This window comes from Stieleria sedimenti, from assembly GCF_025060895.1.
GTDB classification, from domain to species: domain Bacteria; phylum Planctomycetota; class Planctomycetia; order Pirellulales; family Pirellulaceae; genus Stieleria; species Stieleria sedimenti.
Genome location: NZ_JANZKV010000277.1, coordinates 1 through 21,509, shown reverse-complemented (window position 1 = coordinate 21,509; position 21,509 = coordinate 1). Strand labels below are relative to the sequence as shown.

17 protein-coding genes and 1 pseudogene are annotated in these 21,509 nt (G+C 58.4%); 10 read left to right on the top strand and 8 right to left on the bottom strand.

What is annotated here, in order from left to right; genetic code table 11:
• The first annotated feature begins 478 nt into the window (after window positions 1-478).
• Entirely contained in the window at window positions 479-1,528 is a 1,050-nt protein-coding gene (locus tag NZK35_RS29810; protein ID WP_259636184.1) for a mechanosensitive ion channel family protein, read from the top strand.
• A gap of 15 nt (window positions 1,529-1,543) precedes the next feature.
• On the opposite strand, the gene NZK35_RS29805 is transcribed toward NZK35_RS29810, so the two are convergent.
• On the bottom strand, window positions 1,544-1,933 hold the full coding sequence (locus NZK35_RS29805; protein WP_259636183.1) for a CoA-binding protein: 390 nt from the start codon (window positions 1,931-1,933) through the stop codon (window positions 1,544-1,546).
• Between the two features lie 349 nt (window positions 1,934-2,282).
• Between NZK35_RS29805 and NZK35_RS29800 the strand changes: the two genes are divergently transcribed.
• From NZK35_RS29800 to NZK35_RS29785, 4 genes are all read left to right on the top strand, one after another.
• Entirely contained in the window at window positions 2,283-2,717 is a 435-nt protein-coding gene (locus tag NZK35_RS29800; protein ID WP_259636182.1) for a DoxX family protein, read from the top strand.
• 101 nt (window positions 2,718-2,818) lie between these two features.
• Window positions 2,819-4,165, top strand: a complete 1,347-nt coding sequence (locus NZK35_RS29795; protein WP_259636185.1) for an efflux RND transporter periplasmic adaptor subunit — start codon at window positions 2,819-2,821, stop codon at window positions 4,163-4,165.
• Complete coding sequence (locus tag NZK35_RS29790; protein ID WP_259636181.1) at window positions 4,162-7,386, top strand: efflux RND transporter permease subunit; 3,225 nt, start codon at window positions 4,162-4,164, stop codon at window positions 7,384-7,386. The genes NZK35_RS29795 and NZK35_RS29790 overlap by 4 nt, the downstream gene beginning before the upstream one ends.
• Window positions 7,387-7,657: 271 nt before the next feature.
• Window positions 7,658-8,299, top strand: a complete 642-nt coding sequence (locus NZK35_RS29785; protein WP_259636180.1) for a DUF3124 domain-containing protein — start codon at window positions 7,658-7,660, stop codon at window positions 8,297-8,299.
• Between the two features lie 3 nt (window positions 8,300-8,302).
• On the opposite strand, the gene NZK35_RS29780 is transcribed toward NZK35_RS29785, so the two are convergent.
• The 4 genes and pseudogenes from NZK35_RS29780 to NZK35_RS35020 all read right to left on the bottom strand — a co-directional run.
• A complete protein-coding gene (locus tag NZK35_RS29780; protein ID WP_259636179.1) occupies window positions 8,303-10,012 on the bottom strand; it encodes a Kelch repeat-containing protein in 1,710 nt (569 codons plus the stop codon).
• 106 nt (window positions 10,013-10,118) lie between these two features.
• Entirely contained in the window at window positions 10,119-10,580 is a 462-nt protein-coding gene (locus NZK35_RS29775) for a carboxypeptidase-like regulatory domain-containing protein (protein WP_259636178.1), read from the bottom strand.
• Window positions 10,581-10,585: 5 nt separating this feature from the next.
• Complete coding sequence (locus tag NZK35_RS35025; protein ID WP_407699850.1) at window positions 10,586-11,533, bottom strand: DUF1559 family PulG-like putative transporter; 948 nt, start codon at window positions 11,531-11,533, stop codon at window positions 10,586-10,588.
• Window positions 11,534-11,590: 57 nt separating this feature from the next.
• Window positions 11,591-11,719 (bottom strand): annotated as a pseudogene (locus NZK35_RS35020) (PEP-CTERM sorting domain-containing protein); the annotation flags it as partial.
• Window positions 11,720-12,637: 918 nt separating this feature from the next.
• On the opposite strand from NZK35_RS35020, the gene hemP reads away from it, so the two are divergent.
• Window positions 12,638-12,964, top strand: coding sequence for a hemin uptake protein HemP (gene hemP, locus NZK35_RS29765; RefSeq protein WP_259636176.1), 327 nt, complete (start codon window positions 12,638-12,640; stop codon window positions 12,962-12,964).
• 87 nt (window positions 12,965-13,051) lie between these two features.
• Here the strand turns inward: hemP and NZK35_RS29760 are convergent, their stop codons facing one another.
• Complete coding sequence (locus NZK35_RS29760; protein WP_259636175.1) at window positions 13,052-13,690, bottom strand: tetratricopeptide repeat protein; 639 nt, start codon at window positions 13,688-13,690, stop codon at window positions 13,052-13,054.
• A 149-nt stretch (window positions 13,691-13,839) separates the two neighbouring features.
• On the opposite strand from NZK35_RS29760, the gene NZK35_RS29755 reads away from it, so the two are divergent.
• On the top strand, window positions 13,840-14,118 hold the full coding sequence (locus tag NZK35_RS29755; protein WP_259636174.1) for a hypothetical protein: 279 nt from the start codon (window positions 13,840-13,842) through the stop codon (window positions 14,116-14,118).
• Between the two features lie 73 nt (window positions 14,119-14,191).
• Here NZK35_RS29755 and NZK35_RS29750 read toward each other — a convergent pair whose 3' ends face one another.
• Window positions 14,192-14,359, bottom strand: coding sequence for a hypothetical protein (locus NZK35_RS29750; protein ID WP_259636173.1), 168 nt, complete (start codon window positions 14,357-14,359; stop codon window positions 14,192-14,194).
• Window positions 14,360-14,512: 153 nt separating this feature from the next.
• The gene (locus tag NZK35_RS29745) at window positions 14,513-14,704 is read right to left on the bottom strand and encodes a hypothetical protein (RefSeq protein WP_259636172.1); all 192 of its coding nucleotides are present in this window, start codon (window positions 14,702-14,704) and stop codon (window positions 14,513-14,515) included.
• Window positions 14,705-15,110: 406 nt separating this feature from the next.
• On the opposite strand from NZK35_RS29745, the gene NZK35_RS29740 reads away from it, so the two are divergent.
• From NZK35_RS29740 to NZK35_RS29730, 3 genes are all read left to right on the top strand, one after another.
• Window positions 15,111-15,455, top strand: coding sequence for a hypothetical protein (locus NZK35_RS29740; protein WP_259636171.1), 345 nt, complete (start codon window positions 15,111-15,113; stop codon window positions 15,453-15,455).
• 220 nt (window positions 15,456-15,675) lie between these two features.
• Window positions 15,676-15,882: a carbon storage regulator gene (locus tag NZK35_RS29735; RefSeq protein ID WP_259636170.1), complete on the top strand. Its 207-nt coding sequence runs from the start codon at window positions 15,676-15,678 to the stop codon at window positions 15,880-15,882.
• Window positions 15,883-16,221: 339 nt separating this feature from the next.
• Window positions 16,222-21,393, top strand: coding sequence for an FG-GAP-like repeat-containing protein (locus NZK35_RS29730; protein ID WP_259636169.1), 5,172 nt, complete (start codon window positions 16,222-16,224; stop codon window positions 21,391-21,393).
• Window positions 21,394-21,509: the final 116 nt, after the last annotated feature.

Below are 21,509 nucleotides of genomic sequence, written 5' to 3'. Positions count from 1 at the left end.
TTAGCGGTATTGGGCTTAAATCGACAGCCCGCTCGCTGCGTGCGACCCACCTGCCAGGTGGGTTGCTTCGTAAATCGCACGGCCTCCAAGCCGGGGGCGATGCCCATTGCCCGCCTCGGTTGTTAGATTCCCGTATCCGGGAACGCACCGAAGTCAGCTCCGACTTTGAATGAAGCTGCACAGGGAGTGCCAGAAACAGCACGGTTGCCTGACAACGTCGCGGAATCGGCGTTGATCCGGCCAATCAAGCCGTCCGAACGAGAATGGAGGCGGTGGGGCAGGCGTCTGCCGGGAGATCAATTTGATGACAATGTGTGATCAACCGCGTGGCGCCGTCGGGCGAGCGCTCCCGCGAGACATTCGGCGGGCGACGGGGCCGCCGCCGAGTTGGTTTCCACGCGCCGCAATGGCAAGCACGGTAGACTTCATCGCTCCGCAAGTCGCAGCCTGACCCCATTCCCGCTTGGACCACCACAAGATGGAACTTCTCGATCAATACCTTGCCGACGCGTCCAGTATCCTGCCGTTGCTCGGCACCATCGCCGTCGTCCTGGTCGGCTTGGTGCTGGTCGATCGAATCCTGAAACGACGATGGGAAGACAATCCAGATGCGCAGTTTCGTTTTCAGCTGATCATGCTGTTGTTGACGTTTGCCGGCCTGTTGTTGATCATCCTTGCCCTGCCGGTGACGGTCGAAACGCGTGGGCAACTGCTCAGCCTGATCGGCATCTTGCTCAGTGCCGCGATCGCATTATCTTCGGCGACCTTCATCGGCAACATCATGGCCGGCATCATGTTGAAGGCCGTAAAGAGTGCCCGCCCCGGCGATTTCATCACGGTGGCCGACTTGACCGGCCGGATCACCGAGATGGGACTGCTGCACACCGAAGTCCAAACGGAATTGCGAGACCTTGTCACCGTGCCCAACCTGTACATGGTCACGCATCCGATCCGCGTGGTACGTGCTTCGGGCACGATCATCAAGTCCGACATTTCACTGGGATACGATGTCCCACAACAAGACGTTTTTCGAGTCCTGACGGAGGCAGCCACCAACGCCGGACTGAAAGACGGTTTCGTTCAAATCCGCGGGCTCGGCGATTATTCCATCACCTATCGTGTCGCCGGTTTACTCGAAGACGTCAAGAGCCTGATCTCGTCGCGCTCTCGTCTGAATGAAGCGGCGCTCGACGCCTTGCACGCCGCCGACATCGAGATCGTTTCGCCGTCGTTCATGAACACCCGCCCGATTCCCGAAGACAAACGGTTCATCCCCCAGCCGACGCTCAAGGTGGTTGCCCGACAGCCGGGAAAGACGCCTTCCGCAGAAGACGTCGCGTTTGACAAAGCGGAAGACGCGGCGACGGTCGAGGAACTCCGCACGTCGATCCAGCTGACCGATGGTGAAATCATTGCACGCAAGCAAGAAAAGACCGATGCCCCGGGGCCCTCGGTGGAACAGCTGATCGCGCGAAGAGAACGTCTGCTGGAAAAACTCAAGGTCGCCGAAGAGGGGCTGAAGGATTGATCGAGCGGCGAGATTTTAGATTCTGGCCAACAGCACCAACAGACAACTTCCGTCATCGATCACATTGATGCCGGCAGCGCGGGCGGACTCGCTGGCCTGTTCGTCTTCGGCACCCGGCTGCATCCAAATGTGTTGCACTCCGGCTGCAATCGCGTCCGCGACCACCTTGCGAGTGACGGCCGGTGGCGTGATGATCGACAGGGCTTCGGGGACCAGCGGCAGATCGGCGATCGACGCAAACGCCCGATGCCCCTCAATCTCCTGTTGGGCCGGATTCAGCGGATACGCGTCGCGCCCGGACGTTAACAACGCCCGGAACACCTTGTTGCCGTACTTCTCCCGGCGTGTAGAAGCCCCCGCGACGGCGTAGGATTTTGATGCGAGAAACTGTTGAAGATTGCTCATGGCGTAGCGATTCGAATTGAAGGACAACTACAAACGGCATCGGACACCACCCACATCGAATCGACACGGGTGCCGAACGTGGACCAAGCCGGGTGGCGATGCGCGATTGACCGCCCATAAGAATTTACCCCGCCAATGCGGCGACGTGAGCGTGCAAAGGGAATGTTCAGGTGCCGGATGAATCCGCCAAACATCCTGTTTATTTCACGAATCATCTTTTTTCTAGAAAGGTATTCGCCTGTCCTAGGGTTATTACCCGTTGAAGCCCAGCGCGGCGACTGCCGGGGCTTTGTCCCAATCACGAAGTCGACGAGCTCTGGCAAAAATCGATGAGGAATCGTACCAAACCATGTTGAATTTGAATCACGAGAAAACAATCTCCGCAGGTTTACTGGCACTGCGAGTCGGCATCGGCTGTTTCATGTTGGTCCACGGGCTGGCAAAGCTGAACGGTTTCAGCACAATGGCTGACAGTTTTCCAGATCCGATCGGCATGGGAAGCAGGTTGAGCCTGGTGATGGCGATCGGCGCCGAAGTCGGTTGCTCGCTGCTGTTGATCGTCGGGTTCGCCAGCCGATTGGCGTCGCTGCCGTTGGCGTTCACGATGATCGTCGCGCTGTTTGTCGTTCATGCGGCCGATCCGTGGAAGATCAAAGAACTGGCTGCAGTGTATCTGCTGGTTTACATTTCCCTGGCGCTGACCGGGCCAGGATTATTCTCGGTCGACCACGCCTTGTTCGGGCGAAAAAAGTCAGCATCACTTCATTCTGAGGAAACGGCGTGAAGAGGATAATTCGTGGAACAGTACTCGGTTCCACCGTGTGTGCCGGTGCACTGTTGTTGTTGTCACCCGGCTGCAATCAAGCCCCCTCGGGGCCGCCGCAGATGCCGGTCCCCTCCGTCACGGTCGCCAAACCGGTTGTCAAGCAAATCGTCGAATGGGACGCCTACACCGGCCGATTGGAAGCGGTCGACTTGGTCGAGGTGCGCGCTCGTGTCGGGGGTTATTTGCAATCGGTTCATTTCGATGAAGGACAGGTCGTCAACGAAGGAGACCTGTTGTTCGTCATCGATCCCCGGCCCTTCGAAGCGGAACTGAATGCCGCCAAGGCAACCTTACAACAGTCGCAATCGGGTTTGAAACAAGCGATGGCGAAACGCGATGAAGCCGACGCGCGGGCGTTGCAATCCGACGCGCAATTGAATCTCGCCGATCTGCGCTACAAGCGCGCCAAGGTTTTGAATCAACAAAGCGCTTCCTCCCAAGAGGAAGTCGACGAACGAGAAGCTGAATTCTTACAGGCCAAAGCGGACATCGAAGGCGCCAAAGCGGCCGTCAGTTCCGCCGAGGCCGCGATCGCGACCGCCCACGCTCAAATCGAATTGGCCAAAGCGGGCGTTGAAACCGCGGAATTGAACCTTCAATACACGCGCATTCGCGCTCCGGTGACCGGGCGGATCAGCCGTCAGGCCGTCACCGAAGGCAACTTGATCGCCGGTGGGACGAACACGTCTTCTCTGCTGACCACGATCACCTCGATGCAACCGATCTACTGCGTGTTCGACGCCAGCGAACAAGACGTGTTGAAGTACATGCGGTTGGCAAAATCCGGGGAACGGGAAAGTTCCCGCGTGGTCAAAAACCCGGCCTTCATCGGACTGGTCGACGAGGACGGATTTCCACACCGCGGACACATGGACTTCGTCGACAATCGATTCGACATCGATACGGCCAGCATGCGAGCCCGATGCGTGTTCCCCAATGACGATCAACTCTTGCTGCCCGGCATGTTCGCCCGCGTGCGTATCCCCGGCAGCGCCTCCCGCGAAGCCGTCTTGATTCCCGACTCGGCGATCGGAACGGACCAATCGTCCCAATACGTGTATGTCGTCGTCGATGAAACGATCCAGCGTCGCCCCATCAAACCGGGGCCGATCGTCGATGGGTTGAGGGTCATACGCGAAGGGCTTCAAGGCGATGAATCCTTGGTGATCGAAGGCTTGCTGCAATCCCGGCCGGATCAAAAGGTCCAGACGGTCGACGGAACGATCGAAGTCGTCGAAGACGGGTTGCCGGATGATTACGAACCGGTTCCCGAAAGCGAATGGATTTCTCCCGTCCCCGATCCATTGCCAGAAACCGCGTGGCGTAAGCGTCCAACCTGCGAATCCCATCAGATGGCACGTTGCATTTCGACGTCTAACGCCTCCAACGGGGAACGACACTCATGAAATTCCCCCACTTCTTTATCGAGCGACCGATCTTTGCGGCCGTGCTGTCGTTCTTGATCGTGCTGGTCGGCGGAATCGTTTATTTCTCGTTGCCCGTTTCACAGTATCCCAGCGTCGCACCGCCCACCGTGCTGGTGCGGGCGTCCTACCCCGGTGCCACACCGCAGGTCATCGCCGACACCGTCGCCACGCCCATCGAACAAGAGATGAACGGTGTGGACGACATGTTGTACATGGAATCGTCTTCCAGTTCCGACGGCACGATGCAGTTGACCGTCACGTTCAAGCTCGGGACGGACTTGGACGACGCTCAAGTGTTGGTGCAGAACCGTGTGGCGATCGCCGAATCACGTTTGCCCGAGCAAGTCCGCCAGATCGGGGTCACGACCACCAAGCAGATCCCCGACATGTTGATGGTCGTCCACCTCAACTCGCCCGACAACAGCCGTGACCAACTCTACATCAGTAACTACGCGTTTCTGCGGGTCCGTGATGCATTGATGCGGCTGGACGGCGTCGGAGAAATTCGGATCGCCGGCGGGAACGAATACGCGATGCGCGTGTGGCTGGATATCGAAAAGATGACCCACGTTGATTTGACGGCCGGTGAAGTGGTCGAGGCGATCCGCAGCCAGAACGTGCAAGTCGCCGCCGGAGTGATCGGACAGCCGCCGATCGACGATGCGGGTGATTTTCAATTGAACGTCACGACGCAAGGCCGCTTGATCCGCGAAGAAGAATTTGGCGAAATCATCGTGAAACGCGGCACCGACGGCCGTGTCACACGCCTGCGCGACGTCGCACGGATCGAACTGGGGGCCCAAGACTATTCGCGTCTCAGCTATCTGGACGGAAAATCCGCGATCGCCGTTCTCGTCTATCAGCGTCCGGGCACCAATGCGGTCGACACGGCTGCCCAAGTCAAGCAGACGATGGCGGCGATGAGCAAGGAGTTTCCCCAGGGGATCGACTACAAGATCGCTTACAACCCGACCGACTATGTCGAAGAGTCGATCAGCGAGGTCTTTCAAACACTGTTCATCACCACGTTGTTTGTGGTGTTGACCGTGTTTCTATTCTTGCACGGCTGGCGGCCCACGATTATTCCCGTGATCGCCATTCCGATCTCGTTGATCGGGACATTCGCCATCATGCAGTTTCTCGGCGTGACCTTGAACACGTTGTCGTTGTTCGGATTGGTGTTGGCCATCGGGATCGTGGTCGACGACGCGATTGTGGTGGTCGAAAACGTCGAACGCTTGATCGCCGAGGGGCTGACGGCGCGCGAAGCGACGCACAAGGCGATGGACGAAGTCGGTTCGGCGTTGATCGCCACCACGCTGGTGTTGATCGCCGTGTTTGTGCCGACCGTGTTCGTGCCGGGGATCAGTGGACAGTTCTACCAACAGTTCGCGCTGACCATTTCCATCTCGACGGCGATTTCGACCTTCGTTTCGTTGACACTCAGCCCCGCATTGTGCGCGATCTTGCTCAAACCCAAAGACGCACCGAAAAATCGCATCGGCCGAGTGGTCGATTTCCTGTTCGGTTGGTTCTTTCGGCTGTTCAATCGGACCTTTGACTTTTCCAGCAACGTCTACGCCGGCATCATCGGTCGACTGGTCAAAAAGAGCGGTATCGCCATGGTGCTTTACGGAGTGCTGCTCGTTTTCACGGGCCTGAGTTTCGGCTTGGTGCCGACCGGATTTATTCCCGATCAAGACCAAGGCTATGTGATTGTTGCCATCAACCTGCCCGACGGTGCGGCGCTCTCACGCACCGATGCTGTGGTGCGCCGCGTCGCAGAAATCGGCAAAGGCATCGACGGGGTCAAGCATGCCGTCGGGATCGCCGGCCTTTCCGGAGCAACGTTCACGATCAAACCGAACGCCGCAGTGACGTTCTTGCCGTTGGAAGATGCGAAGGAACGCGCCGAACGAGGGCGAAGCGTCCAGGCAATCGTCTCCGACATGCGGCGTGGTGTCTCCGAAATCAACGAGGCTCAGATTCTGATCATTCCGCCACCGCCGATTCGTGGCATCGGTCGCGGTGGCGGTTTTAAGATGTATGTCCAGGATCGTAGCGGGGCCGGAATCGATGCGCTCAATCAGGTCACCGGGAGCATGCTGGCGGCGGCAAATGCACAAGCCGGCGTGACGCAGGTGTTCACCAATTTGCGTCCCAACGTGCCACAGGTGTACGCGGACGTTGATCGAACGAAGGCTCAGATGCTGGACGTTCCGGTCAGCAACGTGTTCGACGCGTTGCAGATCTATTTGGGATCGGTTTACGTCAACGATTTCAACTTTCTGGGGCGCACTTATCGGGTGACCGCACAAGCGGAGCCGGAGTTCCGTGACGACGCCAGCGACATCGTCAAGATTCGTACCCGCAGTGCCCGCGGCGCGAGCGTTTCGCTGGGGTCGGTCGTCGATGTCCAGCGAACCGCCGGACCGGATCGTTTGGTGCGTTTCAATCTGTTTCCGTCGGCCGACCTCAACGGCACGACGGTACAGGGTTTCAGCACGGGCCAATCACTCGCGACCATGGAATCGCTGGCGGAACAAAACCTGCCTCCCGGTTTTGGCTACGAGTGGACCGAGATCGCCTTTCAAGAAAAGCAAGCCGGCAACACAATCGTTTTCCTGTTTCCGTTGGCCGTGCTGTTCGTCTTCCTGGCATTGGCGGCCCAGTACGAGAGCTGGTTATTGCCGCTGGCGATCATCTTGATCGTTCCGCTGTGCTTGTTGTTCGCGTTGATCGGAGTCTGGTTCCGAGGCATGGACAACAACGTGCTGACCCAAATCGGATTCATCGTCTTGATCGGGTTGGCATGCAAGAACGCGATTCTGATCGTCGAATTTGCCAAAGCGGAAGAGGACGCCGGGAAAAACCGCTTCGACGCCGCCATCGCAGCTTGCCGTTTGCGACTGCGTCCCATTTTGATGACCGCGTTTTCCTTCATCTTGGGCGTGGTGCCGCTGTTGGTCGCAACGGGAGCCGGTTTCGAAATGCGACGCGTGTTGGGAACCGCCGTGTTCAGCGGCATGCTGGGCGTGACCTTGTTCGGGCTGTTCTTGACGCCGGTGTTCTATGTCTTGCTGCGACGGTTTGCTCAGAAAACGCAAACCGTAGCCGACGTTACTCCCGAGCCCCAAGCCGAGCCGAAGCCAACGAGTGACGAGGCTGAGGTCTTGGCAGAAAACGCTTCGTCGGCCTAGTGCGGCAGCCGACCGCCAAGGGGCGATAGTGCTTTGTCTCGATTGAATAGAGGGGCGTGACCCGAATGGCACGGGCAAGCGAGTTGCTTCTCAGCCAATTAAAAATTGCTGTGCACCCACAGATTCTGGGGATGAGGCAAACTGTTTTACCGCGTCACCCGTGAGCGATTCGGCTCTCTCGAACCGTCAGGGGCAGGGAAATGACCGCTAGAGATTTCCCCAATTGAATCGACCGCCCGTTGCCGCTACCTTCAAGGAATGGGTAGTGACGATGAGAAACCACAACCAGGCAAGTGACGTGTCGAATCGAATGACCGAGGAACAAGCCGAGAAGATCTCCCGACAGATTAAGTTGTTGATCTTTCTGTTGGTCGTCGTGCCGATCGTGCTGATCGTCATTTTTGTTGAGTTTCGACTGCGTTCGATCGCCGGCAGCATTCCCTATCAAACGCCCAGCCTGCGCGACGAAGCGCGGATGGAAGTCGACGCGTTGCCCTGGCATCCGGTCGAAGGGCAACGGCTTTACGTGCCCGCCTATTCGCATGTCTATCACCAAAAGGGCGAGCCGTATCCGCTCACGGTGACACTAAACATCCGTAACACCGACGCCGCCAACGAAATCGCCATCACGTCAGTCCGATACTTTGACACCGCCGGCAAGGAACTACGCTCGCTGCTAAACAAACCGCTGCGTCTGGGGCCACTCGCGGCGACGGAATTCGTGATCGCCCGAGATGACAAGTTGGGCGGTGCCGGCGCCAGTTTCATCGTCGAGTGGCAGGCCGGGACGAAGGTTACCCAACCGGTGGTCGAAACCGTGATGGTCGACACCACCAACACCCAAGGCCTGTCCTTCATCGCCCCCGCGGTCATCCTTAGCGAAGGCGTCCACACTCCCAACGATGCAGAGTGACATTCAATCGCCGATCTCAATCCGGTCAATCTGTGTGAACTTTCCGATCTCCATGTCTGCACCGCCGACCATCAACAACGCACCATCGCCGGTCGGCAACATGCGGTGAAAGAATCGAGCCCGATCACTCTTGGCAATCGTTTCCCAACGCTGTCCGTCGCTGGAGAGCCGGTGCAGCTTTCCGTCCATCGTGCTGACGTAGAGGGTTTTTCCCGCCGCAAAGGACGCCGCCCCGAAACCCATCATGCCGCGTCCGGGCAATGACGGCCCCTGACTCCACGATTCCTCTTTCGGATCATAGACGTCCACGCGTGTGGTCGGCTTACCACCAGAATTCATGCCGCCGATGACGTAGAGTTTGCCGTCGTGAGCCGCGACGCTGATCGCACGTCGCTTGAACGGCGGCGTGGCCACCGGTTGCCATGTCGCCGCAGGATCACTGAGGTCCAACGACCACGCGGTTTGATGCCATTGGCTCTCCGTGCTCTTTCCATCCAGCTTCCAACCACCGAACACATACACGCGATCTCCGAGGACCGCGGCGTCCAGCGACGAACGGGCTTCGGGAAGCGCCGGCAGATCCGTCCATGCGTTCGTTGCGGGATCGTAGCTGGCGACGGACGCTTGCGAGCGCAGGTCCTGTTCTTCGCCGAGTTCATTGACGGCTGTGAATCCGCCGATGCGAATCAGTCGGTTCCGAGACGCGACCAACGCCAACCCTTGCAGCGACGGTCCGCCGGGCAATGATTTCCACTGCCCCGATTTGCCCGCCGACAGATCCAAACTCCAGAACCGATCGGATTGCTCTGCGGTCGAGTACGAATGGGCGTCGCCGGTGTGACCGCCGTAGACGTAAAGCGTCTGGTCTGCGATCGCCGCGCCGAAACTGGTCAGTTCCTCGGGCAGATCGGGCAATGCGGCGGGACCGATCGAAACGCTGCTATCAGTTTCCATGACCGGTCGTTGGGGTTCGCGATGGGGTCGGGGTTTCGGTTCGGATGAAGACGACTTGCCGGGAATTCGAAAGGTCGCCGTCAAATAATCGGTCGTGCTGCCGTATCGCTTTCCATCGAGCGTCCCACTCGCCTGCTCGTCGGTCACCCCCACTACGATCGCGTTCAATCCCGGTTCCAAGACTTGCTTTTGAAACACCACGATCCCCGCAATGTCCGTCTCACCCGACGCTTCTTCGTGGCCGTCTTCACAATACAGCTTCACTTGCAGTCCTTCCGCCGGCTTGCCGTCTCGCAACACCGTTACCTGGACGCCTCCGCCAGTCGATGCCATCATGATCGACTGCAACGGCGCGTCGGATCGCGGTTCGTCCGGCCAATCGTTGGGATCCGAGTGGGGCAAGTGTTCGACGTGATAGGTCAACTTCGTGTCATGATACAGCCCATAGGTTACGCTGCCAGTCATCTCACGCGTCGGATCGATTGGATTTTTGCTGCGCAGTCCGATCAACGACTCGCTGTCGATCGCCGTCGTCGCGATGGCCGTCGCGCCGCTGGAAAGCTCGATCGCGGCGATCGGGCCCGGCAGGTGGTACGTCCGATCCGCCGGCGATTCGCCGAACCACAACACGGCATGCCCGTCATCATCGGTCGCCAACCAAGGCATGTGCGCCCGGGCGGCTGACGCGCTGAACAAGCAGACAGCAAACGCGACGACGCGACAGGCACCAGTGACTTGAAACGAAAGGAAAGATTTCATTTTGATCTCAATTTTGTTTGTTTGGTTTAAGTGGGAGAGGTGTCCAGATTGTCAATTCCGAACGAAACGGCTTGGTAGCCGAAGGTGCAATTCATGCGCCCAATCATCATTTCAAAAACTCGACCGCAAACGCCAACGCGTTCGGCTGATCGGGCTTCAAGTCGCAACTCAGTTGGCTCTCGGCATCGAACGATGGATCGATCACGGCACCAGCCGGTGGCAACGACGCCGCTTGCTCGCTGGGAAGTTTGACGAGCAATTCGGTGGGGATCATCGCCACGCGAACGCGGTAGGTCCCGCCGTGCAGTCCGGCGCTGGCGGGCACCTCGAACCGGCCATCAAACACCGGCGCCGATGCATTCGGTCCCGTCGTTTGTCGCATCGGTTCCAGCGTGATGACAGCCCCCGACAGAGGTTCGCCGGCAACGTGCACCGTTCCGGTGGCCGTGACGTTCGGCTGCGGCGGAGAGTTGCATCCGGTGGTCAGCAGGATCATGGCAAGAACCAATGCCGTGGCGAACGGTAATCGATCGGCACCGTTGATCTTGCAATCCGACTTCGTCAACATGTCCATCACCACGGTGCCCTGTCCACGATTTCGCCATCGTTGCGACTGGTCAATCGATGCAACGTCACCGCATCGACCGACTCGGTCAAAAATCGCACGCTGCCGTCGCTCAACACAAACTGAACGCCGGCCGCATGGGGACCGCGAAACGATTCGTAGGATGGGATGTCGAATAGCGAGATTTGATTGGCGTTGAAACTGCCGAACGTCGAGGCGCTGGAATGATACGGGTAGCTGATCGCCCATTCGCCCGCACTTTGGCCGCCGGATCCCGGGTAGGGGAACGGCAACGACGACGTCTCACGAACCTGGACGCCAAACTCACCGGCTAACAACGTATTGGACGTTCCATCGGCGTTGGAGATGTCATCGACGTCCACCCAGGACAGCCACGATGAGGCTTCGGGGATTCCCGCCATGACCCGCTCGCTTTGAAACACATTCATCGCATCGACGATCGCACCGTTGTGAAGTTGATTGCGGTACTTTTTCGTTCCCGTGGAAATCGCATAGCTTGAATAACCGTTGGGCGTTCCGCCGCTGTCGGGCAACGACATCGACGGGCACAAATACACTTCCGGTGTCTGCTTGGCCGGCTCCTCGTTCTCCGGTGCCCAAGCATCGGCGTTCAGATCAAATCGGGCGAACAGCGCGTCTTGTTCGACGAATGGCAAAATGGAAACGAATGCCGTCAGCCCGCCGCGGTGGATCGGCCGTCGACTCGTCCCACCGACACGAATCCCCAACGCACTCGGCGGCAGTGCTCCGTGAACATTGTCGTAGTTGTGCATCGCTAACCCGATCTGCTTTAAATTGTTGCTGCACGACATCCGCCGCGCCGCTTCGCGTGCCGCTTGCACACCGGGCAACAACAGACCGACCAGGATCCCGATGATCGCGATCACCACCAACAATTCGACCAGCGTGAACGCGTTGCGCGAGGTTCGCGGCAATCGTTGGGGTGCACGGGCAACCGATGGCCGCGATCTTCGAATTCCTACCCGACGTCGGCGCCGAAGCACCAATCCGCCGGCGACGATTCCCAACAGCGTCACGCCACCCGGTTCCGGCACCGCCGACGGCGTGATGAACGGCGTGTTTTGGGTGAATGTGTCGATTCGAAACTGATCGAGCGACATGCTGGTGGATTGGGCATTGAAATCGAACCGATACTCGGGCTGCGACGAATCCAAATCCCACAGTGCGAGATAGCTGACGCCTTCACCGCCAAAGGTCCCGCCCAACGAATCACGTGCGGTTTCAATCACGAAACTCGGTGCGATCGTGCCGGCGGTGGCCGCGGAGGCACTCAGCAAGATCGACGAGTAGTCCAGCTCCGATCCCAACGTTTCAAACTGCGCCACGATCCGCGTGAATCCGCCGCCGGAGGTTCCCGAGCGGACCGTCGTGTACGCTTGGGTCAAGAAACTCGAACTGTCGCCAGGCCCGAACAGACCACCATACGCGTTGCCGCTTGAGGCCAATGATTGGTTGGATTCGAAGGTTAGCGAACTGATCGGTCCGCCATCGCCAAAACTCTCGTTCGCGGTCGGCGACGTCCCCGCGGGCAGGAATCCGGGTGTCGACCCGCCCGGGAAATCGGCGAAGCTGTCCCAGAATGCAAAGCTGCTGCCCGCGGCCGATTCAGACCACGTGAACACCTCGCCGCTGACCTCCGGCACCGAATCGCCGGGAGTAAAGATGGCTGCAAACGCAACCGGCGCGGTGCCGATCGGACCACAGCCGATGGAGACCGCCAAGAAAATGAACTGACACCAACGCACAGCATTGACCTCTCGATGCAAGTAGAACAATCGCCCACACGTCGCCCAGTGCGACGGGGGATCGAAGCTTCGTTCTTGCTCGCTGGGTCGATCAGCGACTGCCGTGCGAACTCGTCGATTCAGACGACCGATCGCGGCGTCGCTGTGCCTGGCTAGCTACCTTTGAAAGCTATTGAGAACAGGTCTCAACAAAACAGAGGATAGCCGCTGAAATTTCGTTTTGAAAGCCCACCTCTGGCTGCAAATCCCTTCGCGTCTTGGGGGTGGACACGATTGGACCGGAAAATTGCCGCCACAAATGTTTTCACAACGGATGTTGACAAAATTGCTGAGAGCGGGTTTCTTATTGAGACCCACTCGCAACATGGTGTTTTTGTGGTGAGTCTCCCCCAATTCGGCGTACCCATGTCTTCCCATTCCAGCGACGATCTGAACGCCAATCTGTCGGAAATAGCGGGAATGAATCTCGACAATTCGCTCCGCAAGATCGTGCGTTTTTCAGATCTCGCGCGTTGCGGCGACGAGGTTTGGATTGAATACGAAGGCAAGCTCTACCGACTGCAAAGCACCCGCCAAGGCAAGCTCGTCCTGACGAAGTGAACCACGAATGATGCCAAATGCCAGCTGCAATCAGATGTTGCCGGCAGGTTCGGTGGGTGGCACAGGATGACGTGGTCGCCCATCTTTCTAACGATCAGTTGCGGTGATCTGGTCCTGAGCGTGCGGTGCCGAAGATATTCCTGCCACCGGGCGCGGGGGCGATGGCGGGATCGCGATCGGGAAGATTCCGGGGGCGAAGTCAATCGGTACCACGCGATTCGGCGGTTCGATGTGATTGAGCTTCCAGTCCAATCGTCGCCAAAACGAAAGGCCGCGGGCCCAGCGGTCGATAGCCGACCGGATTTCAGCGGCTGCCGGCGCGTCGCGGTCTTTCAGTTCCCCCAGCACGTCGAGCGCTCCGCTGGGCAAGTTTCCCAACAGCAATGCGGTCGCATAATTGATCAGCAGCACGTCATCGGCGTCACCGCGAACGACGGTGGTACCGGGATTGAGCGACAGGCAACGGAAGATCTGGATGGCTTCGTCGATTTTCCCCGTTCGCATCGCGCACACCCCCAAACAAATTCGATGGATCTGGTTGGGGGGAAGTGTGCGTAACGAGTGGCAGGCATTGGCGTAGTTGCCACTCCTGATCTGGTTGAAAACGGACCTTGGCAGGTCGCCGCCGTCGAGCCGTGTGGCGGCGGAGTCAGGTTGATGGGCAGCATCGACGGCTGCGGTGATGGCACGCGAAAGTGTATTGGGCAGAGTATTGGGCTTGGACATTGCGATCTCCAGGCAGACCGGTTGCGCGGTTCAATCCGGCAGCCGAGTCTGAGACGGGTTCAGTTTGCAGAAAATTTCAGGGACAATGAAACATCGCCCCGCGTCTAAATCTGCAAACGAACTCCGAGCGCGGTGAGAGACGTTCGTCCGTGCCAAGCCTCGCCGGATCGCAGAAGCGAATCGTTTTCGAGCGGCAATCTGTCAAAACCACGAACCGGAACGAGGGCACACGCCGCATTCGGTTGCCCCGGTTTGGAACCCTCTCGATCGAATTGGCCGATCGATTCACCCGGCAACGCGGCCTGATCCAGAACGCTGCCAACCAATTGCGACTGTCGGTCTTCCCGGTCGAGACGGGCGGCGCGGGGCGAAGCAACGATGCCGAAACCAAAGCCGACGAGGCACGCCCAGACAAGCGTCTGGCGTAAGTCGAAAGCACGGCTGGATCGGCGCGATGTCATGTTCGCGGGTACTAAGAAAGGATGAACTCAGAGTTCATGATCACACGTCCGAATCACCAGTCAAGGGGCGAGCAGCATCTGCCCTCGGGAAATGTGAAAGTTCGCCGTAGTCGGGAGCCTTCACGGCCGCAGCGACAAACGTTCCACGCAAGCGGTTGACCACCAGGGTTGCGAGTGCTTCACCTTCGACATCTTCGGCGATGATCAACAACGCCTTGCCGCTCCGGAGCCGCCGTCAATTTCGCACAACGCCAGCGGCGGCGGACGCTGTGGCAACCGCTGTACCAATGCTGTGCCATTCGTACCTGACCCCTTTTCCGCTCGACAAAACCTGACCCGGAAATTGAAGGCCGACAGAGCACTACAGGGGTTCGGATTCGTAGGGGTTCGGCAACGTCGCCAGCACGTCGGATGCTTCGGCGAACGACTTGTACGGCCCGCCCTCGACCAAAACGCCGCCGAATTGCGTGGCGATCGATTCCGGGGTGGAACCTGCGGGGACTTCGGCAATGGTAAACCCGTCGTCGACTTCGATGATGATGAAACCAGTCATTTCACGTCTCCTTCGGTTTGGGGTGGGCGATGGCTTCCCCGGGCGTCTCGCGGACATGTCGGAGCCATGTCAGAGCTGAGCCACGGGAGAGGACAGCGTTGCAAATCGCGTGACCAAAACACTCGTTATCCGCCGAACAGATCGTGAAAATGATTTTTCGTAGGTGATTTCGGGTGAAAGTGGCGTTGGTGGTTTGGACGATCGTGAACAAATCGCAGTAACAGGTGTCTAACAGGTGTCAGCGAGAGCGAGTGTGTGAGTTGGTGGTTCACCGTTGCCGCTGGCAGACGACAAATTGGCACCATGACGACAATCTGTCATCACAAGCTGGCAAGTCGGCTGCGTGGCACGTAAAATGCATTCGACGACGGAGTAAGGCTTTTCTCGCACTGCGGAGGTCACTTCGATGGATTTCTTGGGTCACGTTCTGACGCGGGCCGGCCAGTGGATTGAGCACTGGTACGTGGCGTTTACCACGGTTGAGACGGAGTTACTCGACGGAGACGAATGGGTCGAGTTCCTCGGCGGACCACTCGACGGCTATCGACACGTCGTAGACCCCGCTCGCATTTACCATCTGCCGCCTTCACTGGTGCTGCCCATTAGCGCATCGCGAATTGCTCGTTTTGGCGACATCGTGGACGAAAGCGAACCAGTCGAGCCGATGGGCCGCCCGAGCAGCTACGCCTTATATGATTTGGAACCCTGTGGGGACCGTTGGTGTTATCGGTTCAGCCAAGAAGAAGCATAGGCACCCGCGACGCATGCGGCCGGCACCGCATCATCCTTATCATCCTTATCATCCTTTCGGTCCTTCATGAAGACGACGTGTCGCCGCAAAATGCCTGACTCGGCGCCTGATGCCTGACGGCTTGCTTGATTGGCACAAACGTTGCAACCGTGAAAGTCAGCACACGACAGCGATGACGCTGTAGGCACACTCAACGTCAGAACCATCGAGGAGACGAATCATGCTGGTGTTATCACGGAAAGAGAACGAACGCATTCAAATCGGTGACGAGATCGTGCTGACGATCACTGCGATCAAGGGAAATCGTGTTTCCGTCGGGATTGACGCTCCGCAGGAAGTCGCCATCCGCCGTGGTGAACTGCACCGCATCGCAACCGACCGGCAAGACCACGCGAAATCGAATCCGCGACGCCGACGAGTCGCCTAAGGCACTTTGCCGTGCCTCCCATCGTTCTGCCTCTCGTTGTTTTGCCACCGTCAGCGCGTCACGTCAGGATCGTCCAACGCCGCGCGGTCGCAAGCAGGCTCCAGGTAGGGCGGAATCCCTTCACACCGCCACATTTGGCCACTTCGAAATGCCGGATTGCGTGGATCGATCCCCCCAGTTGCTTGAGTCCATCGTGTCATTGTCTAAAGTTTAGCGGGTCGTTGGACCGCATCGGGCTCTCCACCGGGGAGTTGGCTCGCGTCGGGGCGGTCGCGGGCTTTATGATCCAAATGGACGAGTGTGAAGATGCAAGGCGGAAAAAGGGGGCGACATCGCACAATGGGCGGACGACCGCTGCGTCGCCTCGTGCCCGAGATGCTCGAGCGACGCTGGATGCTCGCCGGCAACGTGGTGGAGTCGGAACCGAATGACGACATGGCTACGGCCGATGTGTTTTCCGAACCACAAGTTTTGAGCGGGTCCTTTTCGACACCCGCCGATAGCGACTTCTTTCGCACATCGCTGCAGCACGGCGATTCGATGATCATCGACCCGCGATATTCTGAAAGTGCACGCGGGGACCGCCAGCCGTTTACCGCATTCGATCTGCTGGACGCCTCGGGCAGCGTCGTGATCGAGTCGACGGATTTGTTTCAAAGCATTTTTGTCGCTCCGAAATCGGGCGACTACTTTCTGCGTGTTCACGCGGGAAATCGCTTCAACTTGCCGGGCACGAATTACGCGATCAGCGTGTCCATCGATTCGTTTAGTGGACGCGACGAAATCGAGCCGAACGAGTCGGTGAGTGAGGCCACGGAGGTCGCTGCGCCGACGATGCTCCGGGGCGAACTGGATGACTCCGCGGATCTCGACGTGTTTTCGGTTCAAGCTTCCGCCGGCCAAACACTGATCCTGGATCTGGCCAACAATCCCCTCGGTCCACTGGGGGCCGCTCCGGAGGTTTCGCTCCACAATCCCGTCGGAACACTCGTCGCTGCGGACACCAACGGCTTGGGATTGGTGCATCCGGTCCAACAAAGCGGACGCTATTCCCTGACATTTAAAACGCCAGATTCCGCCACCACTCCCCTTCCTTACGCCGCGTCGCTCTCGCTCTTCGCAGACGCGATGGTTGAGCCGGAGCACGGGAATGAACTCCAAGATCATGGGAGTGTCTGGCACGTCACCGAAGCGGTCACCACCAGGGCATCGGTTTTGGAAGCGGTCGGCGACGTCGATGTGATTACGTTAGAGGGGCGTGGATTGGAGACGTTTCGCTTTGATTTTCGCACCAATTCCAATGACCACATGGCGCTTGCCGGTCGACGTCTGACGCTGCTCAATGGGTACGGTCAGTTGCTCGCGTACGCCGATCAGCAGCGTTTTGACCAGCAACTTCTACCGGCACTTTCGACGCCCGGTCGCTACTTTCTGCTGATCGAAGCCACCTCCGAATTGGGTCTCGGTGCCTATGCGGTCAGCGGTTCGACGATTGGGATGTTTGCCAATCAACGCGACGTACCGCTCTTCTTTTTCGACTTCGATCAACAGTTGGCGGAGCACCGTGGACGTTCGTTCGACACGGCATTCGAGGATCCTCAAAATATTCCATTTCTGATCGGCGGTTTTGAGGCCATCTATGATCGCCACGATGTCGATGTGACCACGGTATTGCCACCCGAAGGTGACAGCTACATCCCACACGGAACCGGAGGGTTTGAAGGATCCGGACACTCTGGAAATGGTCATCGCGGATTCCGAACCGCAGAAGGTTCTTCGCTTGCCGATTCGGTGCGTGGCTTTCCGACCGGCAACATCTATCACGAAGTCGGCCATGCGATGTCGCTCAATCACGTGCGGGATCCTCTTCAACAAGTGACTTGGGCGAACTTTGGGAAAGGGTTGTATCCGGGAACGGCGTTCGGATTCAACATCGGGCCCATCGCAACTGAGGTGATCTACAACCATGCTGATCAGGCGGATTGGGTGCTCCAGTCGGGGGCGCAGCAACGCCATGAAATCGGCGACGATTCCGCGGTTGACTTGAATCGGTTGATCGACGAGATGAAGTACGAAGTGGACGAGCACCCTCCGCTGCCTGTCGGTCAGCAGCCGCACTCGATCGTCAAAGGCGACTTCGATGGCAACGGCTTTCGGGACTTGGCGACGGCCAACAGCGGCGACGGAACGGTCAGCGTGCTGTTTGCGGCGCCCGACGGCTCATTCGCTCAGACCGTGCAACTCAATGTCGGCCCCGATGCCACGTTTGCCGACACGCTGGTGGCTGCCGACTTCAACCACGACGGAATCGACGACCTCGCCCACACCCGATACGAAACCGTCGGCAGCGTTTCGATTTTTCTGGGCAGCGAAAATGGTCAGTTTGTCGATGGGGGCAGTCTTCCGGCGGGGAATCGGCCGAACTCGATACGCAGTGCGGACTTCAACGGCGACGGCAATCCCGACTTGGCGGTGGTCAACTATTTCGGTGCCAGCGTCACCCTTCTGATCGGCAACGGCAATGGCACGTTCGCCACCGGCGAGACACTCACGACGGGCGGTCGCCGATCCAACGGAATCGAGATCTCTGATGTCAACGATGACGGCAACATCGACCTGTTGGTCAGTGACGCTTTGGGGGCCGCCGTCACGGTTCTGCTGGGACGCGGCGATGGAACGTTCGAGTCCGGAAAACGATTCGTCGTGCCGTCGGATTCCCAAGATGTCGTCGCATTGAACCTGAACAACGATCGTTTCCCGGACGTCGCCAGCATCAGCCGGACGACGGGATCCATCGACTTGTTTCTCGCCGACGAGAATGGCGATCTTAGCCTGCATGAATCCATTCCCGGAAGCGACGGGGCCTTTATGCTCGAAACCGGTGACTTCAACGGGGATGGTCACGACGACCTCGCCGTTCCCGTTCGTAACCATTCGATCGTGGAAGTGCACCTGAATGATGGTGAAGGGCGTTTCAGTCGGGCCATCCAATTTGATCCCGGGGGACTGTATGAAGCGGGGATTCTGGTGGAAGACGCCGATGGCGACGGGGCGGACGATCTTTGGATCGCGGAGTCCGAAGGCGATTCAGTTCGGCTGCTGACGTCCGCGGCGAACGATCCACGCAACGATCGAGCCGTCATCCACGCTTCGATCGACGCTCCGCAGCAAGTCGATCATTTCGTCTTGCAAGCGGAAGCGGGTGAGACTTTTCTGTTCGATATCGAAGCGGCCGAGTATCAATACTCGCTCGATGCCGGACTTGTTCTCAAGAACGAGCAAGGCGTGGTGATCGCAGAGAACTCGCAGGCGATCGACTCCGGCAGCGGGATCGCCTCGGTTGACCCGAGCCTGATGCATTCCTTTAGCGTCTCGGGCCGTTATACCCTGGAGGTTTTCGGGGAACATCAATCGCAGGGAAAGTATCGCTTGAAAGTGACGCCCCAATCAGCGTTTGACGATGCAGGGCCACGAGTGTTGAGGGCCTTGCCAGAACAAGATGACGTTATCGATCAAACGCGCCAGTTGATCTTTTGGCTCAATGACGCGATTGATCCCGAATCGATGACGCCGCAGACCATTCGCGTTGTCGGTGAACTTTCAGGCCTGCGTTCCGGACGGGCAACCTTTGATCCCGTCAATAAGATTCTTATCTGGACGGCCGATGAGCTGCTCCCCGTCGATGAATATTCCGTGACCCTTGACGGATTGACCGATCCGCTCGGCAACGCGTTGGACGGAGAGTCGGCCGGGCTTCATTTTCCATCGATCAGCGGTAACGGGACCGCGGGCGGCGCGCTGCAGTATTCGTTTACCATCGATCGAACGGACACAACCGCCGCAAACCTCGACAGCGTTGACGTCGTGGAAACGGAATACGATACCCACGTGATTCACCTGCAGTTCAACGAACACCTGGACATCCCCCTGACGCATGAACGTGACGCCGTTCTGACGTATTCTGGAACCGATCAGGTGTTCGGCACGGCAGACGACTACACGGTGCCGTTGGACGCCTTCTATCAACGCGACTACTCGCACGTCGAGTCACCGGGGCACCTCCGGTTGATGTCGCGGGGGTATCTGAAACCCGGATCCTATCGTTTGTCTGCAGATCTGGTGGACGAATCCGGAAAGTCGATTGCATTGGACGAGACGCTGACGGTTCAGCCAACCGTGTCGCCTTTCGGAGTGTCCGTCACCGACGCAAATTTCCAACCCGGCACGGCTCACCAGCTCGGCTCACTGCAGCAGATCGAGATGCGTTTTAGTCATCCCGTCGATCCCGACACACTGACGACCGACAACTTTCGCATTCGCTATTCCTTCGACGCTAACTTTTTCGAATCGGATGACCAATTTCTGCTCGAGTCCGACGGGGCGATTGAGTGGCAGCCGCAGACGTTGACGGCGGTGTTTCGTCCGGCAGCACCTCTCCCTGAAGGTTTTTATTTGGTCGAATTGAACGGGGACGCCACGGGGATTCTCGATACCGCGGGGGAACAGCTTGATGGCGAGTTCTTAGATTCAAACGTTGCCGGATCAGGTGACTGGGCCATCTATGCGGACGTCGCTTCGGGTGATGGTCGTCCTGGCGGCGACTACCGCGCGTTCTTTCAGATCGTTGATCGGACTCCCGGAGCCCCGGATCTGAACCGCGTCGTCCGACACGCCCCGTTGAACGAATCGACCCATGCCGATTCACTGCAATTCCGACTCGAGTTTAGTGAACAGGTCGGCCAGGTCGACGCTTCGGACTTCGTCGTCGTTGGGGGATCGACGGCGCTTGTGACAAACGTTGCAGGGGTTCAAAGCACCGGAGAAATCGTGTTCGAACTGACTGTATCGGGTGGTGACCTTCCCGATTTCGACGGCATCGTCGGGATTGACCTCTCCGAGACGCACGACATCCAGGATGTTCTCGGGAACCCACTCGGTGAGGCGTCCCCCGAGGTCCATGACGTCTTCTTCGTTGACAACACGGCTCCAACGTCTGGCACGGTGGTGACCGATGGCGGACAACACAGTATCGTCCGATCGATCAGCGTCACGTTTGACTCGCCGGTCACGATTGACGAAGGCGCCTTTGAAGTCGTCACGCTCGACGGCATGGGCGTTTCGATTACATCACAAATCGAAGTGTTGCCGGAGGGAACGCGGGCAACCATCGGGTTCCAGGGTCCCTTGGTCGACGCGTACGGATCGCTGTCGGACGGGATCTATCGGCTTGTGATCCGCGATGGGGCGGTGCGGGATGCCGCGGGCAATAGCCTTGACGGAAACTTCGATGGCACACCCGGCGGCCGCTACGTCGACGAGTTCTTTCGCCTGTTCGGTGACAGCGACGGCGACCGCGATGTCGATGGCCAAGACTATGGACGATTTGGCCTGAGTTTTCTAAAATCCTCTTCCGAAGACGGCTACGACTCTCGTTTTGATTCAGACGACGACGGAGACGTGGACGGCCAAGACTACGGACGATTCGGATTGAATTTTCTGAAGCGAATTTGAATCGGGGCTTCCGTTCCGCCGTGCGTTTCCTGTCTCGGGAATCAGGGACAGGGCAAAACGATGGGGTGGGAAGGAAGGCAGCATGATCCGGGGCAGGTAACAGTTTAGTCCTCTCG